At 61.2% G+C, this 19,585-nt stretch carries 31 protein-coding genes and 1 pseudogene; 28 read left to right on the forward strand and 4 right to left on the reverse strand.

Annotation, left to right across the window (positions count from 1 at the left end; genetic code table 11):
* Window positions 1-11 precede the first annotated feature (11 nt).
* Genes ACMGFM_RS03195 through ACMGFM_RS03205 form a run of 3 tightly spaced genes read right to left on the reverse strand, consistent with a single transcriptional unit; the run spans window position 12 to window position 2,055 of the window.
* Complete coding sequence (locus ACMGFM_RS03195) at window positions 12-161, reverse strand: hypothetical protein (protein ID WP_436900932.1); 150 nt, start codon at window positions 159-161, stop codon at window positions 12-14.
* A gap of 20 nt (window positions 162-181) precedes the next feature.
* A complete protein-coding gene (locus ACMGFM_RS03200; RefSeq protein ID WP_436900933.1) occupies window positions 182-808 on the reverse strand; it encodes a CAP domain-containing protein in 627 nt (208 codons plus the stop codon).
* 44 nt (window positions 809-852) lie between these two features.
* Window positions 853-2,055: an MFS transporter gene (locus ACMGFM_RS03205; protein ID WP_436900934.1), complete on the reverse strand. Its 1,203-nt coding sequence runs from the start codon at window positions 2,053-2,055 to the stop codon at window positions 853-855.
* Between the two features lie 89 nt (window positions 2,056-2,144).
* Here ACMGFM_RS03205 and ACMGFM_RS03210 point away from each other — a divergent pair, with 89 nt between their 5' ends.
* From ACMGFM_RS03210 to ACMGFM_RS03220, 3 genes are all read left to right on the forward strand, one after another.
* Window positions 2,145-2,903, forward strand: coding sequence for an SDR family NAD(P)-dependent oxidoreductase (locus ACMGFM_RS03210; protein ID WP_436900935.1), 759 nt, complete (start codon window positions 2,145-2,147; stop codon window positions 2,901-2,903).
* 142 nt (window positions 2,904-3,045) lie between these two features.
* Complete coding sequence (locus tag ACMGFM_RS03215; protein ID WP_436900938.1) at window positions 3,046-3,408, forward strand: SHOCT domain-containing protein; 363 nt, start codon at window positions 3,046-3,048, stop codon at window positions 3,406-3,408.
* Between the two features lie 102 nt (window positions 3,409-3,510).
* Window positions 3,511-5,568: a heavy metal translocating P-type ATPase gene (locus ACMGFM_RS03220; RefSeq protein ID WP_436901732.1), complete on the forward strand. Its 2,058-nt coding sequence runs from the start codon at window positions 3,511-3,513 to the stop codon at window positions 5,566-5,568.
* Between the two features lie 29 nt (window positions 5,569-5,597).
* Here the strand turns inward: ACMGFM_RS03220 and ACMGFM_RS03225 are convergent, their stop codons facing one another.
* Entirely contained in the window at window positions 5,598-5,750 is a 153-nt protein-coding gene (locus tag ACMGFM_RS03225) for a hypothetical protein (protein WP_436900940.1), read from the reverse strand.
* 43 nt (window positions 5,751-5,793) lie between these two features.
* Here ACMGFM_RS03225 and ACMGFM_RS03230 point away from each other — a divergent pair, with 43 nt between their 5' ends.
* The 25 genes and pseudogenes from ACMGFM_RS03230 (at window position 5,794) to ACMGFM_RS03350 (ending at window position 19,585) form a co-directional block, all read left to right on the forward strand.
* Window positions 5,794-6,225, forward strand: a complete 432-nt coding sequence (locus ACMGFM_RS03230; RefSeq protein ID WP_436900941.1) for a PaaI family thioesterase — start codon at window positions 5,794-5,796, stop codon at window positions 6,223-6,225.
* A 356-nt stretch (window positions 6,226-6,581) separates the two neighbouring features.
* A complete protein-coding gene (locus tag ACMGFM_RS03235; protein WP_436900942.1) occupies window positions 6,582-7,427 on the forward strand; it encodes a putative RNA uridine N3 methyltransferase in 846 nt (281 codons plus the stop codon).
* Window positions 7,428-7,431: 4 nt separating this feature from the next.
* Complete coding sequence (locus ACMGFM_RS03240; protein ID WP_436900945.1) at window positions 7,432-8,439, forward strand: 50S ribosomal protein L3; 1,008 nt, start codon at window positions 7,432-7,434, stop codon at window positions 8,437-8,439.
* Window positions 8,440-8,442: 3 nt separating this feature from the next.
* Window positions 8,443-9,186 carry a 50S ribosomal protein L4 gene (gene rpl4p / locus ACMGFM_RS03245; RefSeq protein ID WP_436900948.1) on the forward strand — a complete coding sequence of 248 codons (744 nt, stop codon included), beginning with the start codon at window positions 8,443-8,445 and terminating at the stop codon, window positions 9,184-9,186.
* Complete coding sequence (locus tag ACMGFM_RS03250) at window positions 9,186-9,437, forward strand: 50S ribosomal protein L23 (RefSeq protein WP_436901733.1); 252 nt, start codon at window positions 9,186-9,188, stop codon at window positions 9,435-9,437. Before rpl4p ends, ACMGFM_RS03250 begins: the two co-directional genes overlap by 1 nt.
* A gap of 3 nt (window positions 9,438-9,440) precedes the next feature.
* The gene (locus ACMGFM_RS03255) at window positions 9,441-10,163 is read left to right on the forward strand and encodes a 50S ribosomal protein L2 (RefSeq protein WP_436900950.1); all 723 of its coding nucleotides are present in this window, start codon (window positions 9,441-9,443) and stop codon (window positions 10,161-10,163) included.
* Window positions 10,164-10,221: 58 nt separating this feature from the next.
* Window positions 10,222-10,644 carry a 30S ribosomal protein S19 gene (locus tag ACMGFM_RS03260; protein WP_299273475.1) on the forward strand — a complete coding sequence of 141 codons (423 nt, stop codon included), beginning with the start codon at window positions 10,222-10,224 and terminating at the stop codon, window positions 10,642-10,644.
* A 3-nt stretch (window positions 10,645-10,647) separates the two neighbouring features.
* On the forward strand, window positions 10,648-11,115 hold the full coding sequence (locus ACMGFM_RS03265) for a 50S ribosomal protein L22 (protein WP_436900951.1): 468 nt from the start codon (window positions 10,648-10,650) through the stop codon (window positions 11,113-11,115).
* Window positions 11,115-12,020: a 30S ribosomal protein S3 gene (locus ACMGFM_RS03270; protein ID WP_436900952.1), complete on the forward strand. Its 906-nt coding sequence runs from the start codon at window positions 11,115-11,117 to the stop codon at window positions 12,018-12,020. The genes ACMGFM_RS03265 and ACMGFM_RS03270 overlap by 1 nt, the downstream gene beginning before the upstream one ends.
* On the forward strand, window positions 12,017-12,247 hold the full coding sequence (gene rpmC, locus ACMGFM_RS03275) for a 50S ribosomal protein L29 (RefSeq protein ID WP_436900953.1): 231 nt from the start codon (window positions 12,017-12,019) through the stop codon (window positions 12,245-12,247). The genes ACMGFM_RS03270 and rpmC overlap by 4 nt, the downstream gene beginning before the upstream one ends.
* Window positions 12,247-12,534 (forward strand): ribonuclease P protein component 1, encoded by a 288-nt coding sequence (locus ACMGFM_RS03280; protein WP_436900954.1) that lies wholly within the window; start codon window positions 12,247-12,249, stop codon window positions 12,532-12,534. Before rpmC ends, ACMGFM_RS03280 begins: the two co-directional genes overlap by 1 nt.
* Window positions 12,525-12,857: pseudogene (locus ACMGFM_RS03285) on the forward strand (30S ribosomal protein S17); the annotation flags it as partial. The gene ACMGFM_RS03280 and the pseudogene ACMGFM_RS03285, both read left to right, overlap by 10 nt.
* Before the next feature lie 11 nt (window positions 12,858-12,868).
* Complete coding sequence (locus ACMGFM_RS03290; protein WP_436900956.1) at window positions 12,869-13,267, forward strand: 50S ribosomal protein L14; 399 nt, start codon at window positions 12,869-12,871, stop codon at window positions 13,265-13,267.
* Between the two features lie 2 nt (window positions 13,268-13,269).
* On the forward strand, window positions 13,270-13,632 hold the full coding sequence (gene rplX / locus ACMGFM_RS03295) for a 50S ribosomal protein L24 (protein WP_436900957.1): 363 nt from the start codon (window positions 13,270-13,272) through the stop codon (window positions 13,630-13,632).
* Window positions 13,629-14,396 (forward strand): 30S ribosomal protein S4e, encoded by a 768-nt coding sequence (locus tag ACMGFM_RS03300; protein WP_436900958.1) that lies wholly within the window; start codon window positions 13,629-13,631, stop codon window positions 14,394-14,396. Before rplX ends, ACMGFM_RS03300 begins: the two co-directional genes overlap by 4 nt.
* Window positions 14,393-14,920 carry a 50S ribosomal protein L5 gene (locus tag ACMGFM_RS03305; protein WP_436900959.1) on the forward strand — a complete coding sequence of 176 codons (528 nt, stop codon included), beginning with the start codon at window positions 14,393-14,395 and terminating at the stop codon, window positions 14,918-14,920. The genes ACMGFM_RS03300 and ACMGFM_RS03305 overlap by 4 nt, the downstream gene beginning before the upstream one ends.
* A 13-nt stretch (window positions 14,921-14,933) precedes the next feature.
* Window positions 14,934-15,116: a 30S ribosomal protein S14 gene (locus tag ACMGFM_RS03310; RefSeq protein ID WP_436900960.1), complete on the forward strand. Its 183-nt coding sequence runs from the start codon at window positions 14,934-14,936 to the stop codon at window positions 15,114-15,116.
* Window positions 15,113-15,505, forward strand: coding sequence for a 30S ribosomal protein S8 (locus tag ACMGFM_RS03315; RefSeq protein WP_436900962.1), 393 nt, complete (start codon window positions 15,113-15,115; stop codon window positions 15,503-15,505). Before ACMGFM_RS03310 ends, ACMGFM_RS03315 begins: the two co-directional genes overlap by 4 nt.
* A gap of 3 nt (window positions 15,506-15,508) precedes the next feature.
* Window positions 15,509-16,045, forward strand: coding sequence for a 50S ribosomal protein L6 (locus tag ACMGFM_RS03320; RefSeq protein WP_436900964.1), 537 nt, complete (start codon window positions 15,509-15,511; stop codon window positions 16,043-16,045).
* Window positions 16,045-16,998: a 50S ribosomal protein L32e gene (locus tag ACMGFM_RS03325; RefSeq protein ID WP_436900965.1), complete on the forward strand. Its 954-nt coding sequence runs from the start codon at window positions 16,045-16,047 to the stop codon at window positions 16,996-16,998. Before ACMGFM_RS03320 ends, ACMGFM_RS03325 begins: the two co-directional genes overlap by 1 nt.
* On the forward strand, window positions 16,995-17,447 hold the full coding sequence (locus ACMGFM_RS03330) for a 50S ribosomal protein L19e (RefSeq protein ID WP_436900966.1): 453 nt from the start codon (window positions 16,995-16,997) through the stop codon (window positions 17,445-17,447). Before ACMGFM_RS03325 ends, ACMGFM_RS03330 begins: the two co-directional genes overlap by 4 nt.
* Window positions 17,447-18,007, forward strand: coding sequence for a 50S ribosomal protein L18 (locus ACMGFM_RS03335; RefSeq protein ID WP_436900967.1), 561 nt, complete (start codon window positions 17,447-17,449; stop codon window positions 18,005-18,007). The genes ACMGFM_RS03330 and ACMGFM_RS03335 overlap by 1 nt, the downstream gene beginning before the upstream one ends.
* Window positions 18,004-18,648 (forward strand): 30S ribosomal protein S5, encoded by a 645-nt coding sequence (locus tag ACMGFM_RS03340; RefSeq protein ID WP_436900968.1) that lies wholly within the window; start codon window positions 18,004-18,006, stop codon window positions 18,646-18,648. The genes ACMGFM_RS03335 and ACMGFM_RS03340 overlap by 4 nt, the downstream gene beginning before the upstream one ends.
* Window positions 18,645-19,109, forward strand: coding sequence for a 50S ribosomal protein L30 (locus tag ACMGFM_RS03345; protein WP_436900969.1), 465 nt, complete (start codon window positions 18,645-18,647; stop codon window positions 19,107-19,109). The genes ACMGFM_RS03340 and ACMGFM_RS03345 overlap by 4 nt, the downstream gene beginning before the upstream one ends.
* Entirely contained in the window at window positions 19,109-19,585 is a 477-nt protein-coding gene (locus tag ACMGFM_RS03350) for an uL15m family ribosomal protein (RefSeq protein ID WP_436900970.1), read from the forward strand. The genes ACMGFM_RS03345 and ACMGFM_RS03350 overlap by 1 nt, the downstream gene beginning before the upstream one ends.

Genomic DNA, 19,585 nt, shown 5'->3' on the forward strand with positions numbered 1-19,585 from the left:
AACGGCTTGCGTCAGCGGCCAGCCTCACCGGCCCGGACGACCAGCGTCACTCCGGCGAAATCACCAAGTCGCTTCCCGCTCCCAGTGACAACAATGACGACGACGGCGACACTCCAGTCGCCGAGTCCGTCGATGAGCCGTAACGCGTTCCGAAGCAACACGAACGGTTCGACCAACCCCGTCAGTCACAGAAATTCTGCGTCACCAGCACTTCGCCGTCCTGCGTCACCGCGACACCGACGCCGGTTCGTTCCCACTGAGTGCTGAGCATATTCTCGCGGTGGTCTGGGGAATTGAGCCACTGTTCGAGGAGTTCGTCGACTAACTCCTCCCTCGTTGTGTGTCGCTCACGCTCGCCGTCGGTAGTCTCGAAGGTCGTCTGCCACCACGTCGCTGCGATGTTCTCGCCGACCGACGAGCACGAGACAGAACTCGACTGGACGCGTTCGAATGCCGCGTCCCCATCTGGCGAAACGTGAGCGTAGTAATCCCGAGCAATCATATCGACGCTGTGGTTTCGAGCAACCGTCGCTAATCCGGGCTCGTATTCGACCGAGCTGCGGCCGCGGGCTGTCCGTTCGTCGTTGACTGCCGCGGCGATAGCCCGCTCGACTGCTGTCGTGTTCAGCGGGTCGCGGTCATTCGCAGCTTCCTGTCCGTCGCCAGCAGCCAACGTGAGCGGGTCTGCACCGCCAGCGACGAGGAGGCTACCGAGCAGCACCAAACCACCGACAACAGCCGCCGCGACGACGAGGTAGTCGGCACTCGCTCGTCTGCGAGCATGCTTACCGCGGCCGTCGCCGCTCATGTCTGTGCCACGGACCGGCGGGAAATGAGCGTTGTGTCCCCCGGTCAGCTGACGCGCTCTAACCGAGCACCCGCAAGCACCGCAGCGAGTCCACTGATAGCTAACACGGCCAGTCCGGGCACGAACGAACCCGTACTGTCGCGGAGGAATCCAATCAAGAACGGCCCGGCAAAGCCGCCTATCTCTCCGACAGCGAAGACGAGTCCCACTGCTGTGCCGGTCAGCCGCGGCCCAATTCCCTCCAGCGCGGGCGGTATTGCTCGGACCATCGGTGAGAGGCCGCCGACGCCGAGGCCTGCGCCGACAATACCTGCCACGGCGAGCGCAGTTGCGCCGCCGCCGATGATTCCGACGACCCCAAACCCTGCGACGGCGCTGGCGGCGACAATTGCCCCTCGCCGCGCGTCGAATCGGTCAGCGAGCCCTGGAATCGTCAGCACGCCAACCACGTTCGCACCGACGAGTAACGTCGTCGTCTGCCCGGCCCTGCCAGCGGAGAGTCCACGGGATTCGAGAATCGTCGGTAGCCAGCCCTGCAACCCGTGAATGATAAGCAAGTAGGTGATGCCGAGGACAACCACAAGCCGAAGTTGTGGATGAACCAGGACCGTCTTGAGGTCGTCAACCATCGGCATCTCCTCGCCCGCTGTGCTCTCCTGGCTGCCAAGCCGAGAGAATACCACGACCAGCAGCCAGACGACGGCGTAGCACAGAATCACCACGCCAGTCCAGAAAAAGAGGTTTCGCCAGCCGCCGAGTGCTGGCCCGATGAGTGGGCGGCCGAGACTGAACGCGGCGGCGGTGCCGGCCGACGCGCCGACCAGATAGACAGACGACGGGAGGCCCGTGGACTCGGGCGGAAAGAGTACAGAGACGAGTTTTGGGAGACCGAACGTGACCAGTGTCGCACCGACACCCAGGGTGAGTGTCGTCGCGAGTAAGCCGAGAAATCCGGGGGCAACGCTGCGAGCGAGTTGCGCCACTCCAATACAGACCAGCGCGACGAACAGACTCCGACCGGGCCCGATTCGGTCGACTGCCAGTCCGGAAAACAGCGCAAGCGGGATGTAGGTGAGCGGCACCGCGCCGGCGAGAAGCCCGGCCTGTGTCCCGGAGAGTCCAACGTCGGCGATGATGGTCGGCAGGTACGCTGGCAGCGAAAACCAGCTAAACATCAGCGACGTGTAGACCAGCGTGCCCGCGACGAGCAGGCCGTACACTCGCCACGGAGCCGACCGAGCGCTCATATGACTGCCTAGAGTGGTGCGCAAAAAGGTTCGTTCATCTCCGGCGGTTGTCCCGATACTTTATATCACTGCCGGGCGGTGGCTGTTTCATGCGACTAGAAGACAAGACAGCGTTCATCACCGGCGGCGGCTCTGGACTGGGACGAGCAGCAGCGACACGGTTCGCCAAAGAGGGGGCGACCATCGTGACGGCCGACGTTGACCTCGACGGTGCAGAGGAGACAATCGAACAGGTCGAAGAACTGGGCGGCGAGGGCGTTGCCCACGAACTCGACGTGCGGGACCGCGACGCGTTCAAATCGTCCATCGACGCCACAGTCGAGGAGTATGGCCTCGACATCCTGCTCAACAACGCAGGCATCAGCCACGAGCGGATTCACGTCGAAGATATGGACGACGACCACCGCGACCAGCTCATCGACGTGAACATCAAGGGTGTCTGGAACGGCACGGTCTCCGCGATGCCACACTTCAAAGAGCAGGGAAGCGGAGCCATCGTCAACACTGCCTCGCTCGCTGGCGTCATCGGCGCGCCGATGCTTTCGGCATACTCGCTGACGAAGGGTGCAGTCGTCAACTTCTCGCGAGCAGTCGCCGCGGAGGTTGGGCCACACGGCGTCCGAGTCAACGCCGTCTGTCCGGGGATTACCGACACCTCGATGCCCCGGCGCAGTCTCAGCGAGGAAGAGTGGGAGTACACGAAAAACGAGATGTCCGAAGAGTATCCCCTCAAACGACTGGGTAAGCCCGAAGATATCGCCAATGCGATGCTCTTCCTGGCCTCGGACGAGGCTGACTGGATTACCGGCGAGGCGCTGGTCGTCGACGGCGGTTTCTCCAGTTGCTAACCGATAGGCGAAGTTGGTGACACCGCCGAGTTCGATTGGCAACTCTATGGGCTCCCTCAGTCTCGAAAACAAAATTAAATCTGCCACATACTTCGTATTTGTAACCGGAATCGACGTGAATGGGGGTGATGTATATACTAGTATGGACCACTCACGCAGCCAGCAGTGTGGGAAACGGCTCCTCGTGACGATAGCATTGGTAGTCGTCCTCATGGTTGCTTTCAGCAGCCCTGCTGTCGCCCACTCAGGTGATGACGGCCTTCATCATCATGACGGCTGGATGGAATCCCACGGTGGGACCGGCGGGTTCCTGTGGATGGCGCTCTGGATGGTTGTCCTAGTTGGGATTCCGCTCGGTCTCGGGTACCTGTTTCTCACCCGCCGCGATGCCAGTGGTGGGACAACCGACGACGCACTGACCGCCCTGCGGCGTCGCTATGCCGAGGGTGAAATCGACGAGGAGGAGTTCGACGCACGCCGCCGTAAACTGCAAGATGGTGAGTAACTCGTGGACGACGACCACGCTCACAACGGAGAACACAGTGGTCACGACAGCGGCCACGACGACACCCAGGGTGACACCGGCGGCCACGACGACCATGGCGGTATGCACGTCGGTCACGAACAGCTGTTCCGCCGTCGCTTTTTCGTCTCGACGCTGCTCTCGATCCCGGTCCTCCTCTACAGCGAAACACTCCAGTCGTGGCTGGGCTTTTCGGTGCCTGCGTTCCCCGGCAGCGAGTGGATAAACCCAGTCTTCGCTGTCGTCGTCTTCGCTTACGGTGGCGTTCCGTTCCTCCAGATGGCCGTTCCGGAGTTGAAAGACCGGGCACCGGGGATGATGACGCTCATTTCGATGGCCATCAGCGTCGCGTTCGTCTACAGTTTGGCGAGTGTCCTCTTTCCTGCCTCCTCGGCCTTTTTCTGGGAACTGGTGACGCTCGTTGACATCATGTTGCTGGGCCACTGGATAGAGATGCGCTCGGTTCGACGCGCCTCGGGCGCACTCGACGAACTGGCAAAACTGATGCCCGACACCGCCGAGCGCATCACCGACGACGGCAGCGCGGGACAGAGTCCCGCGGGCAACCGGACGCAGTCCGGTGACACCGAGGAAGTCCCAGTCAGTGACCTCACAGAGGGTGACCTCGTCCTTGTACGACCGGGAGCGAGTGTTCCCGCGGATGGAGTCGTTGCAGAGGGCGACTCGGACGTGAACGAGGCAATGATCACCGGCGAGTCAAAACCTGTCTCGAAAGCACCCGGTGACGAGGTTATTGGCGGGACTGTCAACGGCGACGGCAGCCTCCGCGTGCGCATCGGCGCGACTGGTGACGAGACGACGCTGGCGGGGATTATGCGGCTGGTCGAGGAGGCCCAGTCGAGCACGTCCAAGACGCAGGTTCTCGCAGACCGGGCGGCGGGGTGGTTGTTCTACGTCGCCGTCGGGGCGGCCGTCGTGACCGCCATCGCGTGGACAGTTGCGGTGTCGTTCAACGCGACAGTGATCGAACGCGTTGTGACGGTACTAGTCATCGCCTGCCCACACGCGCTCGGACTCGCCATCCCGCTCGTCGTGGCCATCAACACGTCACTGGCCGCGCGCAACGGGATGCTCGTCCGGGACCGCATCGCTATGGAGCAGGCCCGCAATCTCGACACCATTATCTTCGACAAGACCGGGACGCTCACCGAGGGCGAACACGGCGTCGTGGGCATGGAGACCGTTGACGGCGTTGGTGAGGATGACGCGCTTGCACTCGCTGCCGCTGTCGAGAGCGACTCCGAACATATGATTGCTCGTGCCATCCGCGAGTCAGCCAGTGAACGCAGCGTGACCGTTCCCGACGCAAGTGGCTTCGAGGCGATGAAAGGCCGTGGCGTCAGAGCGACAGTCGGCGGTCAGGAAATCTACGTCGGCGGGCCGAACCTGCTGACCCACCTGGATAGCGAGGTTCCCAAGACCCTCACCAACTTCGCCGAGGAGGCCGGCGAGAACGCACAGACCGTCGTCTACCTCGTTCGAGACGGTGAACTCGTCGCGGCCTTTGCCATGGCTGATGTCATCAGAGACGAGAGCTATCGCGTCGTCGAGGCGCTTCACAATCTCGACATCGAGGTGGCGATGCTGACTGGCGATTCGGAGGGCGTGGCCAACGCTGTCGCCGAGGAACTTGGCATCGGGACCGTCTTCGCCGAAGTACTGCCCGAAGACAAGGATACGAAAGTTCAGGAACTGCAAGACGAGGGCAAACTCGTTGCGATGGTCGGTGATGGCGTCAACGACGCTCCCGCACTCACTCGTGCGGATGTGGGCATCGCAATCGGTAGTGGAACTGACGTCGCTGTCCAGTCGGCGGATGTCATCCTCGTTCAGAACAACCCGCTGGATGTGGTTCGGTTGGTGAAACTCAGCAAAGCCAGCTACCGGAAGATGCAGGAGAACATCGTCTGGGCGGCCGGGTACAACGTCTTTGCCCTCCCGCTCGCTGCCGGTGTCCTCGCCCCAATCGGCGTCCTGCTGTCGCCTGCTGTCGGTGCGCTGTTGATGTCGCTGAGTACCGTTATCGTCGCCATCAACGCACAACTCCTCCGTCGGGTAGACCTCTCTGTCCCGAATTTGCCCGACTTGTCCCCCTCAGAGCGTCCACAGCCGGCTGACTGATGGGTAGATGTCTTTCCTGATAACTGACTTCACACCACACCCTCGATATCTCGTGGTCCGGCGTCGATACTGCCTGGACACGGGTCGAACTCATCCGAGAGACGCAGTTGAGATTCAGTCGAGAGGTCGACCCCGTTCAGTTTCGTCTCACCGCTGGTGTCAGCACCGACGTCTCCACCCACCGTACCCCCAGTGTTTACTACCGGCCCCGTCGAACGGCCAGCGATGACAGACCACCACCGCAAACTGGAACGGATGTACCACGACCACGCGCCTATCAACGAGTTCTTCGACCCCGAACTGAACATCTCGGAGGGTGCGGCGACGCTCGAATTACCGGTCTCGGAGAAACTGTACCACCCCGGCAACGCGGTGCATGGCACGGCTTACTTCAAGGCGCTCGACGACGCTGCTTTTTTCGCGGCGAATTCACTCGTCGAAGATGTCTTTCTGCTCACGACGCAGATGAACCTCTACCTTACTCGGCCGGTCTCCGAAGGCCAGATGCTCGCCCGCGGCGAGGTGCTCCACGACAATCCCGGCCAGTATATCGCCGAGGCAGTGCTCGAAGACGACGACGGAAACCAACTCGCACGGGCAACGGCGACATTCGTCCGCAGTAACATCGAACTGGACGCCGAGATTGGCTACGAGTGATTACTGTACAGAGTTGGATTCCCTGTCTTCGTTCTCGGCCTCATCGTCGCGAGATTGGAGTTTCTGATAGGCCTCCCCGACGAAATCAAGGGACACCTCCCCGGCTTTGAACACTGCAACCAGAACATCGTCTATATTGGTTACTCCGATACGCTGGCAATTAATTATTTTCACCGATTCTCGTCCGGAAACGCTGCGGTACTCGTTCCCACGGGTAAGCCGAGAAAAATTGGCGACAGACCCCCTGAAAAGCGTGTGTGAACGCCTCGCAGCCCGCAAACGAAGCGGGGTCTTTTTAAGTTCGCGTACGAGAGTGATCGCTACAGTCTAGTGGCGCGACGTGGAAGCGTTACGGCATGACCGTCAGCGTACTCGTGCCGTCGTCGCTCGCCCGGGAAGCCGAAGACCAACGCGAGGCAACTCGCAAGATAGGCTACGTGGCCCGCGCGGCCACCGTCTTCAGGGTCGACCGATTGTCGGTCTACCCGGACCCCGACGGCGAACGGAAATACGACGACGGGTTCGTCGAAACCGTACTCCGGTACGCCGCAACACCCCCCGAACTCCGAAAGGAGGTCTGGGATACGCGGGACGAACTAGCGTACGCGGGCGTCTTGCCGCCGCTCCGCTCGCTCTCACAGACCGGCTCCGGATCCGACGATTCGGGGTCGTTAAGACAGGGAATCGTGACGAAGGCCGCATCCGATGGGCGCGTCCGGGTCAATTGCGGACTGCAACACCCAATCTCGCTCGCCGTTCCAGACGGACTGGAACTGGCCGAGGGAGAGCGCGTCACCATCGACGTCTCTTCGCGAGAGCCGGTCCGGGCAAAAATAGTCGGCAGGCCATCTGGCTACACAGTCGACGCCCCGGACCTCGATTCGGCAGTGTCGCGGTCGGACGCAGGACTCACCATCGCCGCTTCACGGCACGGTGAGGTACTGGGGACAGACCGCATTGACGAACTCGCCGCCCAGTCCGCCGACGCGGACGGGCACTCGTACACAGTCGCCTTTGGCGCACCCGAGCGGGGGCTACCCGCAATCATCGGGAATTCGCCGGAAGAGATTCGCGAAGAGGGCTTCGAAGAGACTGGAGGGTTCGACCTCTGGCTGAATACGGTTCCGAACCAGGGCAGTCAGGTCGTCCGCACCGAAGAAGCGGTGATTGGGACACTTGCCTGCCTGAACCTCATGGACTAACACCATGCCACAACCAGAACGACCACGAAAAGGCTCGATGGGCTTCAGCCCGCGTAAGCGAGCGTCCAGTGAGACGCCTCGCTTCAATAGCTGGCCAGATGACGACGGCCAGCCTGCGCTCCAAGGGTTCGCCGGCTACAAAGCTGGCATGACCCACGTCGTGATGATTAACGACGAACCTGACTCTGCGCGACAGGGGATGGAGGAGACAGTACCGGTGACCGTCGTCGAGACGCCACCGATGCGCGTTGTTGCTCTCCGAGCCTACGAAGACACACCATACGGGAAGCGACCGCTGACAGAGGTCTGGACCGACGACGTTCACTCGGACCTCGAACGGGCACTCGACGTGCCTGAGAACGGCGCCGCTTCGGAGGAACAGATTCACGAGGCACTCGAAGACGGACGACTCGGCGACGTACGTGCAATTACGCACACCGTCCCGGGCGACGTCGACGGCGTGCCCAAGAAGAAACCTGACGTGATGGAGAACCGCATCGGCGGTGGCTCGCTCGAAGACCGCGTCGAGTTCGGACTCGACGCACTCGGCAACGGCGAGTACTCCGTCAACGATGTGTTCCGCGCCGGAGAGTACTCCGACGTGGCTGCCATCACGAAAGGGCAGGGGACGCAGGGTCCCGTCAAACGCTGGGGCGTCCAGAAGCGAAAGGGCAAACACGCCCGGCAGGGCTGGCGACGACGGATCGGAAACCTCGGTCCGTGGAACCCAAGCCGTGTTCGCTCGACGGTCCCACAGCAGGGACAGACGGGTTACCACCAGCGCACCGAACTGAACAAGCGTCTCATCGACCTTGGCGAAGACGATGACCCGACCGTCGAGGGCGGATTCATCGACTACGGCGAGGTTGACAACGAGTACGCGCTTGTGAAAGGCTCGGTGCCCGGACCGGACAAACGACTGGTCCGCCTGCGCCCCGCAGTGCGTCCGAACGACCAACCGCGCCTCGACCCAGAGGTTCGGTACGTGTCGACAGCATCGAACCAGGGATAAACTATGCAGGTACCAGTACGCACAACCGACGGGGACACAGACGGGGAGATTGATCTCCCTGACGTGTTCGAAAGCGAGTACCGGCCTGACCTTATCAAGAAGGCCGTACACGCTGCACAGGCGAATCGCAAACAGGACTACGGTGCCGACGAGTACGCAGGGATGCGAACGCCTGCGGAATCGTTCGGTAGTGGCCGCGGACAGGCCCACGTGCCACGAGAGGGTGGCAAAGGCCGGCGCGTCCCACAGACTGTGGGCGGCCGCCCAGCTCACCCTCCGAAACCCGAGAAGGACCGGTCGCTGTCGATGAACAACAAGGCTCGACAGAAGGCCGTCCGCTCGGCCATCGCCGCAACCACCGACGCCGAAGTTGTCGCAGACCGAGGCCACGAGTTCGACGACGATGTCGAACTTCCAGTGGTCGTCTCCGACGACTTCGAGGACGTCCACAAGACGAAAGAAGCGGCTGAAATGCTCGACGCACTCGGCCTCGAAGCCGACATCGAGCGTGCAGACAAGACGAAGATCAAGGCCGGACAGGGTTCGGCGCGTGGCCGGAAGTACACGCGACCGAAATCCGTCCTATTCGTCACCAGCGAGGAACCATCGCGAGCAGCGCGAAATCTCGCTGGCGCAGACGTCACCACGGCCGCCGAACTGAACGCAGAGGACCTGGCACCCGGTACCCACCCCGGTCGACTGACCGTGTGGACCGAAAGTGCCGTCGAGGAGGTGGCTGACAGATGATGGACGCCATCAAACACCCCCACGTCACTGAGAAGACCGTCGACAAGATGGACTTCGACAACAAGATGGTCTTCATCTGCCAGACAGACGCGGCCAAAGACGAGATTCAGGCGGAGGTCGAACAGCAGTTCGACCTGACCATCACCAACATCAACACGATGATCACGCCGAAAGGTGAGAAGAAGGCCGAAGTAACGCTCTCCGATGACCACGACGCCCAGGAAGTCGCAAGCCGAATTGGGGTGTTCTAATCCATGGGACAGCGAATTCGTGGACAACGGCGTGGCCGAGGTGGCTCGACGTTCCGAGCCCCGTCACACCGTTACAAAGCGAGTATGGACCACCGAAAGCTCGAAGACACCGACATCGTCACCGGTGAAGTGCTCGACATCGAGCACGACCCCGCGCGCAGTGCACCCATCGCTGACGTGCAGTTCGACGACGGTGACCGTCGACTCGTCCTCGCTCCCGAAGGCGTGGCAGTTGGCGACGAGATTCAGATTGGCGTCTCGGCGGCTATCGAGCCCGGAAACACGCTCCCACTGGCAGAGATTCCAGAGGGCGTCCCGGTCTGTAACGTCGAGGCCAACCCTGGCGACGGCGGGAAATTCGCCCGCGCGTCGGGTGTCAACGCGACACTCATGACCCACGACCGCAATGTGTCGGTCGTCCAGTTGCCAAGCGACGAAGTCAAACGACTCGACCCGCAGTGCCGAGCAACCATCGGGGTTGTCGCAGGTGGCGGTCGAACGGAGAAACCAGTCCTCAAGGCCGGGAAGAAGTACCACAAGGTCAAATCGCGAGGGACCGTCTGGCCCCGAGTGCGTGGCGTTGCGATGAACGCCGTCGACCACCCATTCGGTGGCGGTGGCCGCCAGCACCCCGGACAGCCGAAAAGTATCTCGCGTGACGCCCCGCCAGGCCGAAAGGTCGGGGACATTGCCTCGAAACGCACCGGACGAGGTGGAGAACGATGAGTCCCGTCGCACGCACAGCGCGCGACGACCTCATTAGTCTCACCAGAGGTGACAGCGAATGAGCTCAGATTACCAAATCGGCCACGAAGGCGAGTTTACCTACCGTGGTCACACGGTCGAGGAGCTGCAGGAGATGAGCATCGAGGAAGTCGCGGAACTGCTGCCCGCACGCGTGCGGCGAAGTATTGTCCGTGGTCTGTCCTACGAGAAAGAACAACTGCTCGAGGAGGCCCGCGAGGCTGGCGAGGAGGAAACCGCCAACAACCCAATCCGCACACACCTCCGTGACATGCCGATTGTCCCGGAGATGATTGGGCTGACCTTCGCCGTCCACAACGGCCAGGCCTTCGAGCGAGTGAACGTCGAGCCAGAGATGCTCGGTCACTACCTGGGTGAGTTCCAGCTTACCCGAACGTCGGTCGAACACGGACAGGCCGGCATCGGAGCGACACGCTCCTCGAAGTTCGTACCCCTCAAATAAATCATGGGAATCAGCTACTCAGTCGAGGCCGACCCGGACACAACCGCGAAAGCGATGCTTCGGGAGCGGCACATAAGCCACAAGCACAGCAAAGCCATCGCCCGTGAGATCAAGGGGATGACCGCAAGCGACGCCGTCGAGTATCTCGACGCTGTCATCGAGGGCACCCAGTCGGTGCCGTTCCGACAGCACAACTCGGGCGTTGGCCACCGCAAGGATATCGACGGGTGGGACGCCGGTCGCTTCCCCGAGAAGGCAAGCGGTGCCTTCCGCGATCTCCTGAACAACGCAATCGGTAACGCCGAGCATCAGGGATTCGAGGGCGAAGAGATGGAAATCAAGCACGTTGCCGCCCACAAGGTCGGCGAGGCACAGGGTCGCAAACCCCGAGCGATGGGGCGAGCGAGTCCGTGGAACACGCCGGAAGTGGACGTCGAACTGATCCTCGAACAGACGGAGGGTGACGAATAATGGCTGACGAACTCCAGTTCATCGAGAACGGACTTCAGCGCACCCAGATCGACGAGTTCTTCCAGGACGAACTCGGTCGCGCCGGCTACGGCGGGATGGAGATTGCGAAGACGCCGATGGGCACACAGATCGTGCTCAAAGCCGAGAAGCCAGGAATGGTCATCGGCAAAGGCGGGAAGAACATCCGCAAGATCACCACCACGCTCGAAGAAGACTTCGGGCTGGAAGACCCGCAGGTCGACGTTCAGGAAGTCGAAGAACCTGACCTGAACGCGCGAATTGTCGCAGACCGACTTGCGAACGCACTCGAACGCGGCTGGTACTTCCGCAAAGCCGGTCACACGACCATCGACCGGATTATGGAAGCCGGCGCACTCGGTGCCGAAATCGTCCTGTCAGGAAAGGTCACTGGTGCACGCTCACGCGTTGAGAAGTTCAACCGTGGCTACATCAAACACAACGGCGAACCTGCCGAAGAGATTGTCGACCACGGCATCGGAACGGCCGTTGTCCAGCTCGGCACCATCGGCGTGCAGGTCAAAATCATCCCACCGGGCGCGGAACTGCCCGACGACTTCGAGGTCTACGAGGACCAGCAAGTCGAGGATTACATCGTCGACGAGGGCGAGGGTGTCGAAGACCTCCTCGCCGGCGAACCTGACGAGGAAGAAAGCGACGACGACGAGCAGGACGCGGACGCGGCGTCGGAAGACGTCGAGTCCGAGGTTGACGAGGAAGTTGTCGAAGAAGCTGCCGAGGAGTTCGAGGACCCAGACCTGCCGGACGAGGCAGATGTCGAAGAGGAACTCGAAGACCTCGAAGCTGACGTCGAGGAGGAACTCGACGAAGACACCGAAGCAGAGGCAGAAGAGCTCATGGATGAAATGGAGGATGATGACGAATGAGCGTCCTGTACACAGAAGAAATCCGTGACATGACCCCGACCGAACGACAGGGCGAACTCGAAGACCTGGAGACAGAGCTTCTGAACGCCGTGTCGGCGAAAGCGGCCGGCGCACAGCCGGAAAACCCCGGTCGGATCAAGGAACTGCGACGAACGATCGCCCGAATCAAGACGATTCAGACCGAGGAAGGCGATTTTGAAGACGACGACCAGCCTGACACAGAATAATGCCAGTCAACCCGAAGACACTCCCACGACACGAACTCGTTGGCCTCCCGGTGGAGGTCCGGTCAGCGTCGAATCCGGACCTCGTTGGGATTCGCGGCGAGTGCGTCACCGAGACGACGCAGATGCTCGGTATCGAATCCGGCGACCGCGTTCGGCAGGTGCCGAAGGCGGGCGCGGACTTCTCGTGGACACTGCCTTCGGGCGATGTGGTCACGACGGCTGGCAGTCGGCTTGTCGCACGACCACCACGACGCACAGAACATCGAGGTGACTCGAAATGGCGATAGGATTAGACGTAGACACACCACCAGAACCGGAGAACACAGAGGAGTACGAATACGAGACATGTCCGTTCTTCGGCGACCTTCCAGTACGAGGCCAAGTCCTCAAAGGGGAAGTCGTCTCGACGGACATGGAGAAGACGGTCGTCGTCGAACGGGAATACGACGTGCAGGTTCCCAAGTACGACCGCCTCATGAAACGGCGTTCGCGGATCCCGGCCCACGTGCCGGAGGTCCTGCGACCTGTTTCCGAAGGCGAGACCGTCAGAATTGCAGAAACCCGCCCGCTCTCGAAGACGAAATCACACGTCGTTGTTGAAGTAACTGAGGGTGACGCCTGATGGAGGCCCTGAAAGCAGACGTTACGCAGGGTCTCGAAAAGGGCTCGCTGATCAACTGCGCCGACAACACAGGCGCACGCGAACTCAAAGTTATCAGCACCCACGGCTACTCGGGGACGCTGAATCGACATCCCAAGGCCGGCATCGGTGACAAGATCACCGTCTCGGTCACGAAAGGGACCCCGGAGATGCGACGGCAGGTGCTCGAAGCAGTTGTCATCCGCCAGCGGAAATCGATCCGCCGGCCGGACGGCACACGCGTGCAGTTCGAGGACAATGCCGCCGTCATCATCGACGACAACGAAGAGCCACGCGGAACCGAAATCAAGGGGCCAATCGCCCGGGAAGTCGCAGAGCGATTCGGGTCGATTGCCTCGACGGCGACAATGATCGTATAGATATGAGCGAACAACCACACAAACAGCGAACGGCAACACGACGCGCTTCGCTGCACGAGCGTCACGACCAGGTCATGGCGACGCTGTCCGACGACCTACGTGAGGAGTACGACACCCGCTCGGTGCGGGTCAACACCGGCGACACCGTCGAGGTGCTTCGCGGCGACGACGCTGGCGAAGACGGCGAAGTCGTCAACGTCGACCTCAAAGACGCAGCGGTCCACGTCGAAGACGTGACCATCGAGACCGCAGACGGCGAGGAAGTCCCGCGACCGCTCGACGCGAGCAATCTACGCGTGACAGACCTCGACCTCTCTGACGACCTGCGCGAAGAGCGTCTCGAAGCTACGGAGGATAACGAATGACGAAACACCAGAAACGACTGTCCGTCCCAAATAGCTGGCCCGTCGAGCGAAAGGAAGAGACCTTCACGGTCAAGGCCGACGCCGGGCCACACGGTGAGTCGGGGGTTCCCCTGCTCATCATCTTGCGGGACGTACTCGGCTACGCCGACAGTCGCAAAGAAGCACGGTACGCACTGAACGAAGGCAACGTCGAGATTAACGGGAAAGAAATCAGCGACGAGGAGCGTCCAGTCGGGATGTTCGACATCGTCGCCTTCGACGAACGCGAGGAGTACTACCGCGTGTTCCCCGACGAAGGCGGACGACTCTCGCTGACCCCTATCGACGAGGAATCGGCACAGAGCAAACTCGGCAAAATCGCCCAGAAGTCGAACGTACCCGGCGGCGACGTTCAACTGACCCTGCACGATGGCCACACGCTGCTGGTCGAAGAAGGCAGCGACTACGACGTCAAAGACTCGATTGTCATCGCCAACGACGACGATGAAATCGTGGCCCACTTCGAGTACGAAGAGGGGGCGCTCGTGACGGCTGTCGACGGGGCACACGCCGGTCAGATTGGCGAAGTTGACGAGATTCAGGTTACGCCGGGAAGCTCACAGAACAACGTCCTCGTCGAGCAAGAGGACGCGCCAGTCTCGGCCGACGGTCGCTTCGAGACTGTCGAGGAATACATCGTCGTCATCGACGAGAACTTCGTGAGCGAGTCGGATTCCGACTCGGAAGCGAGCGGTGACAACCGCGAGCAGGGTGATGACGCATGAGTTCCGAAACTGAAAGCGAATTCCACTCGATGCGCGAACCGCGTGTCGAGAAAGTCGTCGTTCACATGGGCGTCGGCCAGGGTGGTGAGCCACTCGCACAGGCTGAGGAGATCCTCGAAGAGATCACCAGACAGCAGTCGGTCCGAACGACCGCCAAGGCCACCAAACCGGAGTTCAACATCCGCGAGGGCGACCCAATCGGCGCGAAGGTCACGCTGCGTGACGACGGTGCCGAGGAGTTCCTCGAGAAATCGCTCGATCTGGTCGAGATTGACCGCGCTCAGTTCGACGATACGGGTAACTTCAGCTACGGTATCGAGGAACACACCGACTTCCCGAGCCAGGAGTACGACCCGACAATCGGAATTTACGGACTGGACGTGACGGTCAACCTCGTCCGACCGGGCTACCGCGTTGCGAAACGCGACAAAGGCTCGCGGTCGATTCCGTCGGCGCACCGACTCAGCATCGACGACGCCGTCACATACGTCGAGACGACATTCGACGCGGAGGTCAACGAATGATGGAGGACCAGCAATGAGCGAGAGCGAACAGGAAGCAGAGTCTACCGGCGAGCAAGCCGCGAAACGCACTGAGCAGCTGCGGGAGTGCCAGCGCTGTGGCCGCAAACAGGGCCTCGTCGGCAAGTACGACATCTGGCTCTGTCGACAGTGTTTCCGCGAAGTCTCCCGGTCTATGGGGTTCAAGAAGTACTCATGACAGGAAACGACCCACTGGCCAACGCGCTGTCCGCAATCGATAACGGCGGGAGCGTTGGCCATCTCACACAGGACGTATCACCCGCCTCGAACGAAATCGGCAGCGTGCTCGAAGTGCTGTACGACCGTGGTTATATCGACGGCTTCCAGCGCATCGACGATGGACGAGCCGGTAAATTCGAGGTCGAACTGAAAGGCGCAATCAACGAATGTGGCCCCATCAAACCACGCTACTCGGCTGGTGCCGAGGAGTTCGAGAAATGGGAGAAGCGATTCCTCCCGGCCCGTGACTACGGGACACTCATCGTCACCACCTCACACGGCATCATGAGCCACTACGAGGCCCGAGAGCAGGGAATTGGTGGACAGGTCATCGCATACGTATACTGAACAATGCCAGAAACCACACTACAGATTCCAGACGAAGTCGACGCCGAGATGGACCATCTCGAGTTGACTGTCGAAGGCCAGAACGGAAGCGTCACGCGACGCCTCTGGTACCCAGACATTACCGTCAGTATCGAAGACGGCGCAGTGGTCATCGCGAGCGACGAAGATGACGCCAAGACGATGTCGACGCTGGGCACCTTCGAGAGTCACGTCCAGAATATGTTCCACGGCGTGACCGAGGGCTGGGAGTACGAGATGGAAGTCTTCTACTCTCACTTCCCGATGGACGTCGCCGTCCAAGACGGCGAAGTTGTCATCGATAACTTCCTCGGCGAGAAAGCGCCTCGAACCGCTCCGATTCACGGTGACACCGACGTCGAAATCGACGGCGAATTCGTCACGCTGAACGGACCGGATATCGAGGCAGTCGGACAGACAGCAGCTGATATCGAGCAGCTAACGCGTGTGACGGACAAGGACGTTCGCGTCTTCCAAGACGGCGTCTACATCACACAGAAACCAAACCGAGGTGACGCCTGATGGCAGACGAACTTACTGAACTCGGCGGTATCGACGAAGAGAAAGCCGGGGCGCTTCGTGAGTCGGGCTACGAGTCGCCCGAACACATCGCCGCGGCCAGCCAGGACCAACTGCAGGACGTCGAGGGAATCTCGACGGCACTTGCAGCCCGGCTGAAAGCAGAAACCGACGAGGTCGAAGTCAGTGTTGGCGTCGAGGCCGAAATCGACGAACTCGAACCTGAAGACGACGAGGCGGAAGCCGAGTCCGACGACGAGGCCGACACCGAAGACGAAATCGAAGAGCTCACCGACATCAGCGGCGTCGGTGCCTCGAAGGCCGACGCACTCGAAGACGCCGGTTTCGACACTGTCGACAAGATTCGCGGCGCGAGCCAGGACGAGCTCGCAGAAACCAACGGTGTCGGAATGGCACTTGCCGCCCGAATCAAAGCCGACGTTGGCGACCTCGACGTGAGCGACGAAGTCGACGCAGAAGTCGAAGACGAGGAAACCGACGAAGACGAAGATGTCGAGACCGAACTCCAGCCCCGGGGACTTGCCGACAAGACGCCGGAGTTGGACGACCGAGAGAAAGAACTGCTCAGCCAACGGCGCCGTGTTGGCACACCGCAGTTCGACCGACAGGACCACCACAAGAAAAAGCGGGTGCCGACCTCCTGGCGCTCGCCAAAAGGCACGCTGTCGAAACAGCGCCGCGGTATCAAAGGAAAAGGCGATACCGTGCAGGCTGGCTTCCGGACGCCGAAAGCCGTCCGTGGTCTCCATCCATCCGGTTTCGAGGAAGTTCGCGTGCACAACGTGGACGACCTGGAGGGTGTCGACGGTGACACCGAAGCAGTCCGAATCGCCTCGAAAGTTGGTGGACGGAAACGCGAGCGAATCGAAGAGGTTGCAGAAGACGAGGGCATTCGCGTCCTCAACCCAACGTACGTGGAGGTTGAAGTAGAATGACGGACTTGAGCGCACAGAAGCGACTTGCATCGGACGTTCTCGATGTTGGAAAGAACAAAGTCTGGCTCGACCCGGACCGGCAGGGTGACATCGCGGAAGCGATTACCCGCGAAGACATCCGTGAACTGGTCGACGAGGGAGCCATCCGCGCCGAAGAGCCGACAGGCAACTCTCGTGGACAGGCCCGCGAGCGCCAGCAGAAACGCTCGTACGGTCACCAGACCGGCCCCGGTTCCCGGAAGGGGACGGCGGGTGCCCGACAGAACGAAAAAGAAGACTGGACATCGAAGATTCGCGCAATGCGAAAGCACCTGCGCGAACTCCGCGACGAGGGCGACATCGACCGCTCGACATACCGAGACCTCTACAACAAGGCCGGTGGCGGCGAGTTCGACAGCGTCGCGGACATGCAGCGGTATCTCGAAAACGAACTCAGAGGTGAAATCTAATGGCAACAGGACCACGATACACCGTGCCGATGCGGCGTCGCCGCGAGGCACGAACAGATTACCATCAGCGGTTGCGCCTGCTGAAATCCGGCAAGCCACGACTGGTCGCTCGAAAGAGCAATAAACACGTCAGGGCGCAGCTGGTTACGACAGGACCACAGGGAGATAACACACTTGCGGCCGCACACTCACAGGACCTTGCGGAGTACGGCTGGGAAGCCCCGACGGGCAACATGCCCGCGGCCTACCTCACCGGACTGCTTGCAGGCCTGCGAGCGATCGAGGCTGGTGTCGAGGAAGCAGTACTCGACATCGGCCTGAACTCCCCGACGCCGGGGAGCAAAGTCTTCGCGGTGCAGGAAGGCGCAATTGACGCAGGACTCGAAATCCCGCACAACGATAGCGTGCTGGCCGAATGGCCGCGCACCCGGGGCGAACACATCGCCGAGTATGCCGACCAGCAGGACGGCCTCTACAGCGGCGAGTTCGACGCGACGGAGCTGCCGGAGCATTTCGACGAACTGCGCGACACACTGCTCGAAGAGGATATTGAACTATGAGTGCTGAAGACGGCTGGGTCCCACAGACCCGACTTGGCAAGAAGGTGGCAGAAGGCGAAATCGAGACGATGGAGGAGGCGCTGAACTCGGGCCTGCCACTGAAAGAAGCAGAGCTCGTCGACCAGCTCGTTCCAGACCTGGAAGACGAAGTACTGGACATCAACATGGTTCAGCGGATGACTGACTCGGGACGACGAGTCAAATTCCGCTGTGTTGTCGTCGTTGGCAACCGTGACGGCCTCATCGGCTACGCCGAGGGTCGTGACGACCAGGTTGGCGGCGCAATCCAGAAAGCCATCGACATCGGCAAGCTGAACCTCGTGAAGATTCCGCTTGGAAGCGGGTCTTGGGAGGACGAACCCGGCGGCGACCACTCGCTGATTCGGAAATCGACCGGCAAAGCCGGCAGCGTCGAAGTCGAGATTCAGCCAGCACCGAAAGGACTCGGCCTCGCGGCCGCAGAGACGCCGGGCCACGTGCTCGAACTGGCCGGCGTCGAGGACGCCTGGACCAAAAGCCACGGCAACACCCGGACGACGGTGAACCTGGCCAAGGCAACGTTCAACGCGCTCGAAAACGCCGCAGAGGCACGCGTGCCTCAGCGCGTTCGCGAACAGCAGCGTGAGGTGGTCGAGGAATGAAAGCACTCGTCCAGCTCCGTGGCGAAGTGAACGTCAACCAAGACACCCGCGACACGCTCGACATGCTGAACCTGGGTCGGGTCAACCACGCGACACTGGTGCCCGAAGAACCAGCCTACGAAGGCATGATCGCGAAGGTCAACGACTACGTCGCCCACGGCCAACCGAGCCAGGAGACGGTCGAACTCCTCATCGAACGTCGCGGCGAACCCGAAAGCGGCGACGCTGACATCGACGACGAGTGGGTGAGCGAGCACACGGAGTTCGACGATATCTCCGACCTCGCCGCCGCACTGGTCGAGGAAGAAACAACACTGCAGGACGCTGGACTGTCCCCGACGCTTCGGCTCCACCCACCTCGTGGTGGCCACGATGGTGTGAAAAACCCGATTAGTACCGGCGGACAGATCGGTGTCCACGAGACAGACCACCTCGACGACCTACTGGAGGCGATGCGATAATGACGAACAAAAAGAAACGACAGCGCGGCTCCCGGACCCACGGCGGCGGTTCACAGAAGAACCGACGCGGTGCTGGTCACCGTGGTGGCCGCGGCGCGGCAGGACGTGACAAACACGAGTATCACCACTACCCGCCACTTGGCGAGGAAGGCTCGGGCTTTACCCGGCCGGAGAAAGCACAGGATACGGTCGTCACCATCGACGTGCGCGAACTCGACGAGGACGCACCACTGCTGGCTGCTGACGGACTCGCCGACGAGACCGACGGCGGCTACGAAATCGACGCCCGCGATATCGTCGACGACGCAGAGGACGCTGACCGAGTGAAGGTGCTCGGTGCAGGCCAGGTCCGCAACGAACTCACCGTTACAGCCGACGACTTCTCGGCGGGTGCCGTCGAGAAAATCGAGGCAGCAGGTGGCGAGACCGAAGCACTAAACCCGGTCGAAGACGACGAATCCACAGACGAGGAATAA

This window comes from Halovenus halobia (assembly GCF_051414135.1).
GTDB classification, from domain to species: domain Archaea; phylum Halobacteriota; class Halobacteria; order Halobacteriales; family Haloarculaceae; genus Halovenus; species Halovenus halobia.

Coding starts and splice junctions, on each gene's coding strand:
- ACMGFM_RS03240 (WP_436900945.1), top strand. CDS start 7,432: ATGCCACAACCAGAACGACCACGAAAAGGCTCGATGGGCTTCAGCCCG.
- ACMGFM_RS03350 (WP_436900970.1), top strand. CDS start 19,109: ATGACGAACAAAAAGAAACGACAGCGCGGCTCCCGGACCCACGGCGGC.
- ACMGFM_RS03235 (WP_436900942.1), top strand. CDS start 6,582: ATGACCGTCAGCGTACTCGTGCCGTCGTCGCTCGCCCGGGAAGCCGAA.
- ACMGFM_RS03305 (WP_436900959.1), top strand. CDS start 14,393: ATGAGTTCCGAAACTGAAAGCGAATTCCACTCGATGCGCGAACCGCGT.
- ACMGFM_RS03265 (WP_436900951.1), top strand. CDS start 10,648: ATGGGAATCAGCTACTCAGTCGAGGCCGACCCGGACACAACCGCGAAA.
- ACMGFM_RS03250 (WP_436901733.1), top strand. CDS start 9,186: ATGGACGCCATCAAACACCCCCACGTCACTGAGAAGACCGTCGACAAG.
- ACMGFM_RS03210 (WP_436900935.1), top strand. CDS start 2,145: ATGCGACTAGAAGACAAGACAGCGTTCATCACCGGCGGCGGCTCTGGA.
- ACMGFM_RS03280 (WP_436900954.1), top strand. CDS start 12,247: ATGCCAGTCAACCCGAAGACACTCCCACGACACGAACTCGTTGGCCTC.
- ACMGFM_RS03325 (WP_436900965.1), top strand. CDS start 16,045: ATGGCAGACGAACTTACTGAACTCGGCGGTATCGACGAAGAGAAAGCC.
- ACMGFM_RS03315 (WP_436900962.1), top strand. CDS start 15,113: ATGACAGGAAACGACCCACTGGCCAACGCGCTGTCCGCAATCGATAAC.
- rpl4p (WP_436900948.1), top strand. CDS start 8,443: ATGCAGGTACCAGTACGCACAACCGACGGGGACACAGACGGGGAGATT.
- rplX (WP_436900957.1), top strand. CDS start 13,270: ATGAGCGAACAACCACACAAACAGCGAACGGCAACACGACGCGCTTCG.
- ACMGFM_RS03220 (WP_436901732.1), top strand. CDS start 3,511: ATGCACGTCGGTCACGAACAGCTGTTCCGCCGTCGCTTTTTCGTCTCG.
- ACMGFM_RS03320 (WP_436900964.1), top strand. CDS start 15,509: ATGCCAGAAACCACACTACAGATTCCAGACGAAGTCGACGCCGAGATG.
- ACMGFM_RS03270 (WP_436900952.1), top strand. CDS start 11,115: ATGGCTGACGAACTCCAGTTCATCGAGAACGGACTTCAGCGCACCCAG.
- ACMGFM_RS03260 (WP_299273475.1), top strand. CDS start 10,222: ATGAGCTCAGATTACCAAATCGGCCACGAAGGCGAGTTTACCTACCGT.
- ACMGFM_RS03340 (WP_436900968.1), top strand. CDS start 18,004: ATGAGTGCTGAAGACGGCTGGGTCCCACAGACCCGACTTGGCAAGAAG.
- ACMGFM_RS03200 (WP_436900933.1), bottom strand. CDS start 808: ATGAGCGGCGACGGCCGCGGTAAGCATGCTCGCAGACGAGCGAGTGCC.
- ACMGFM_RS03255 (WP_436900950.1), top strand. CDS start 9,441: ATGGGACAGCGAATTCGTGGACAACGGCGTGGCCGAGGTGGCTCGACG.
- ACMGFM_RS03335 (WP_436900967.1), top strand. CDS start 17,447: ATGGCAACAGGACCACGATACACCGTGCCGATGCGGCGTCGCCGCGAG.
- ACMGFM_RS03230 (WP_436900941.1), top strand. CDS start 5,794: ATGACAGACCACCACCGCAAACTGGAACGGATGTACCACGACCACGCG.
- ACMGFM_RS03345 (WP_436900969.1), top strand. CDS start 18,645: ATGAAAGCACTCGTCCAGCTCCGTGGCGAAGTGAACGTCAACCAAGAC.
- ACMGFM_RS03205 (WP_436900934.1), bottom strand. CDS start 2,055: ATGAGCGCTCGGTCGGCTCCGTGGCGAGTGTACGGCCTGCTCGTCGCG.
- rpmC (WP_436900953.1), top strand. CDS start 12,017: ATGAGCGTCCTGTACACAGAAGAAATCCGTGACATGACCCCGACCGAA.
- ACMGFM_RS03310 (WP_436900960.1), top strand. CDS start 14,934: ATGAGCGAGAGCGAACAGGAAGCAGAGTCTACCGGCGAGCAAGCCGCG.
- ACMGFM_RS03215 (WP_436900938.1), top strand. CDS start 3,046: ATGGACCACTCACGCAGCCAGCAGTGTGGGAAACGGCTCCTCGTGACG.
- ACMGFM_RS03300 (WP_436900958.1), top strand. CDS start 13,629: ATGACGAAACACCAGAAACGACTGTCCGTCCCAAATAGCTGGCCCGTC.
- ACMGFM_RS03290 (WP_436900956.1), top strand. CDS start 12,869: ATGGAGGCCCTGAAAGCAGACGTTACGCAGGGTCTCGAAAAGGGCTCG.
- ACMGFM_RS03330 (WP_436900966.1), top strand. CDS start 16,995: ATGACGGACTTGAGCGCACAGAAGCGACTTGCATCGGACGTTCTCGAT.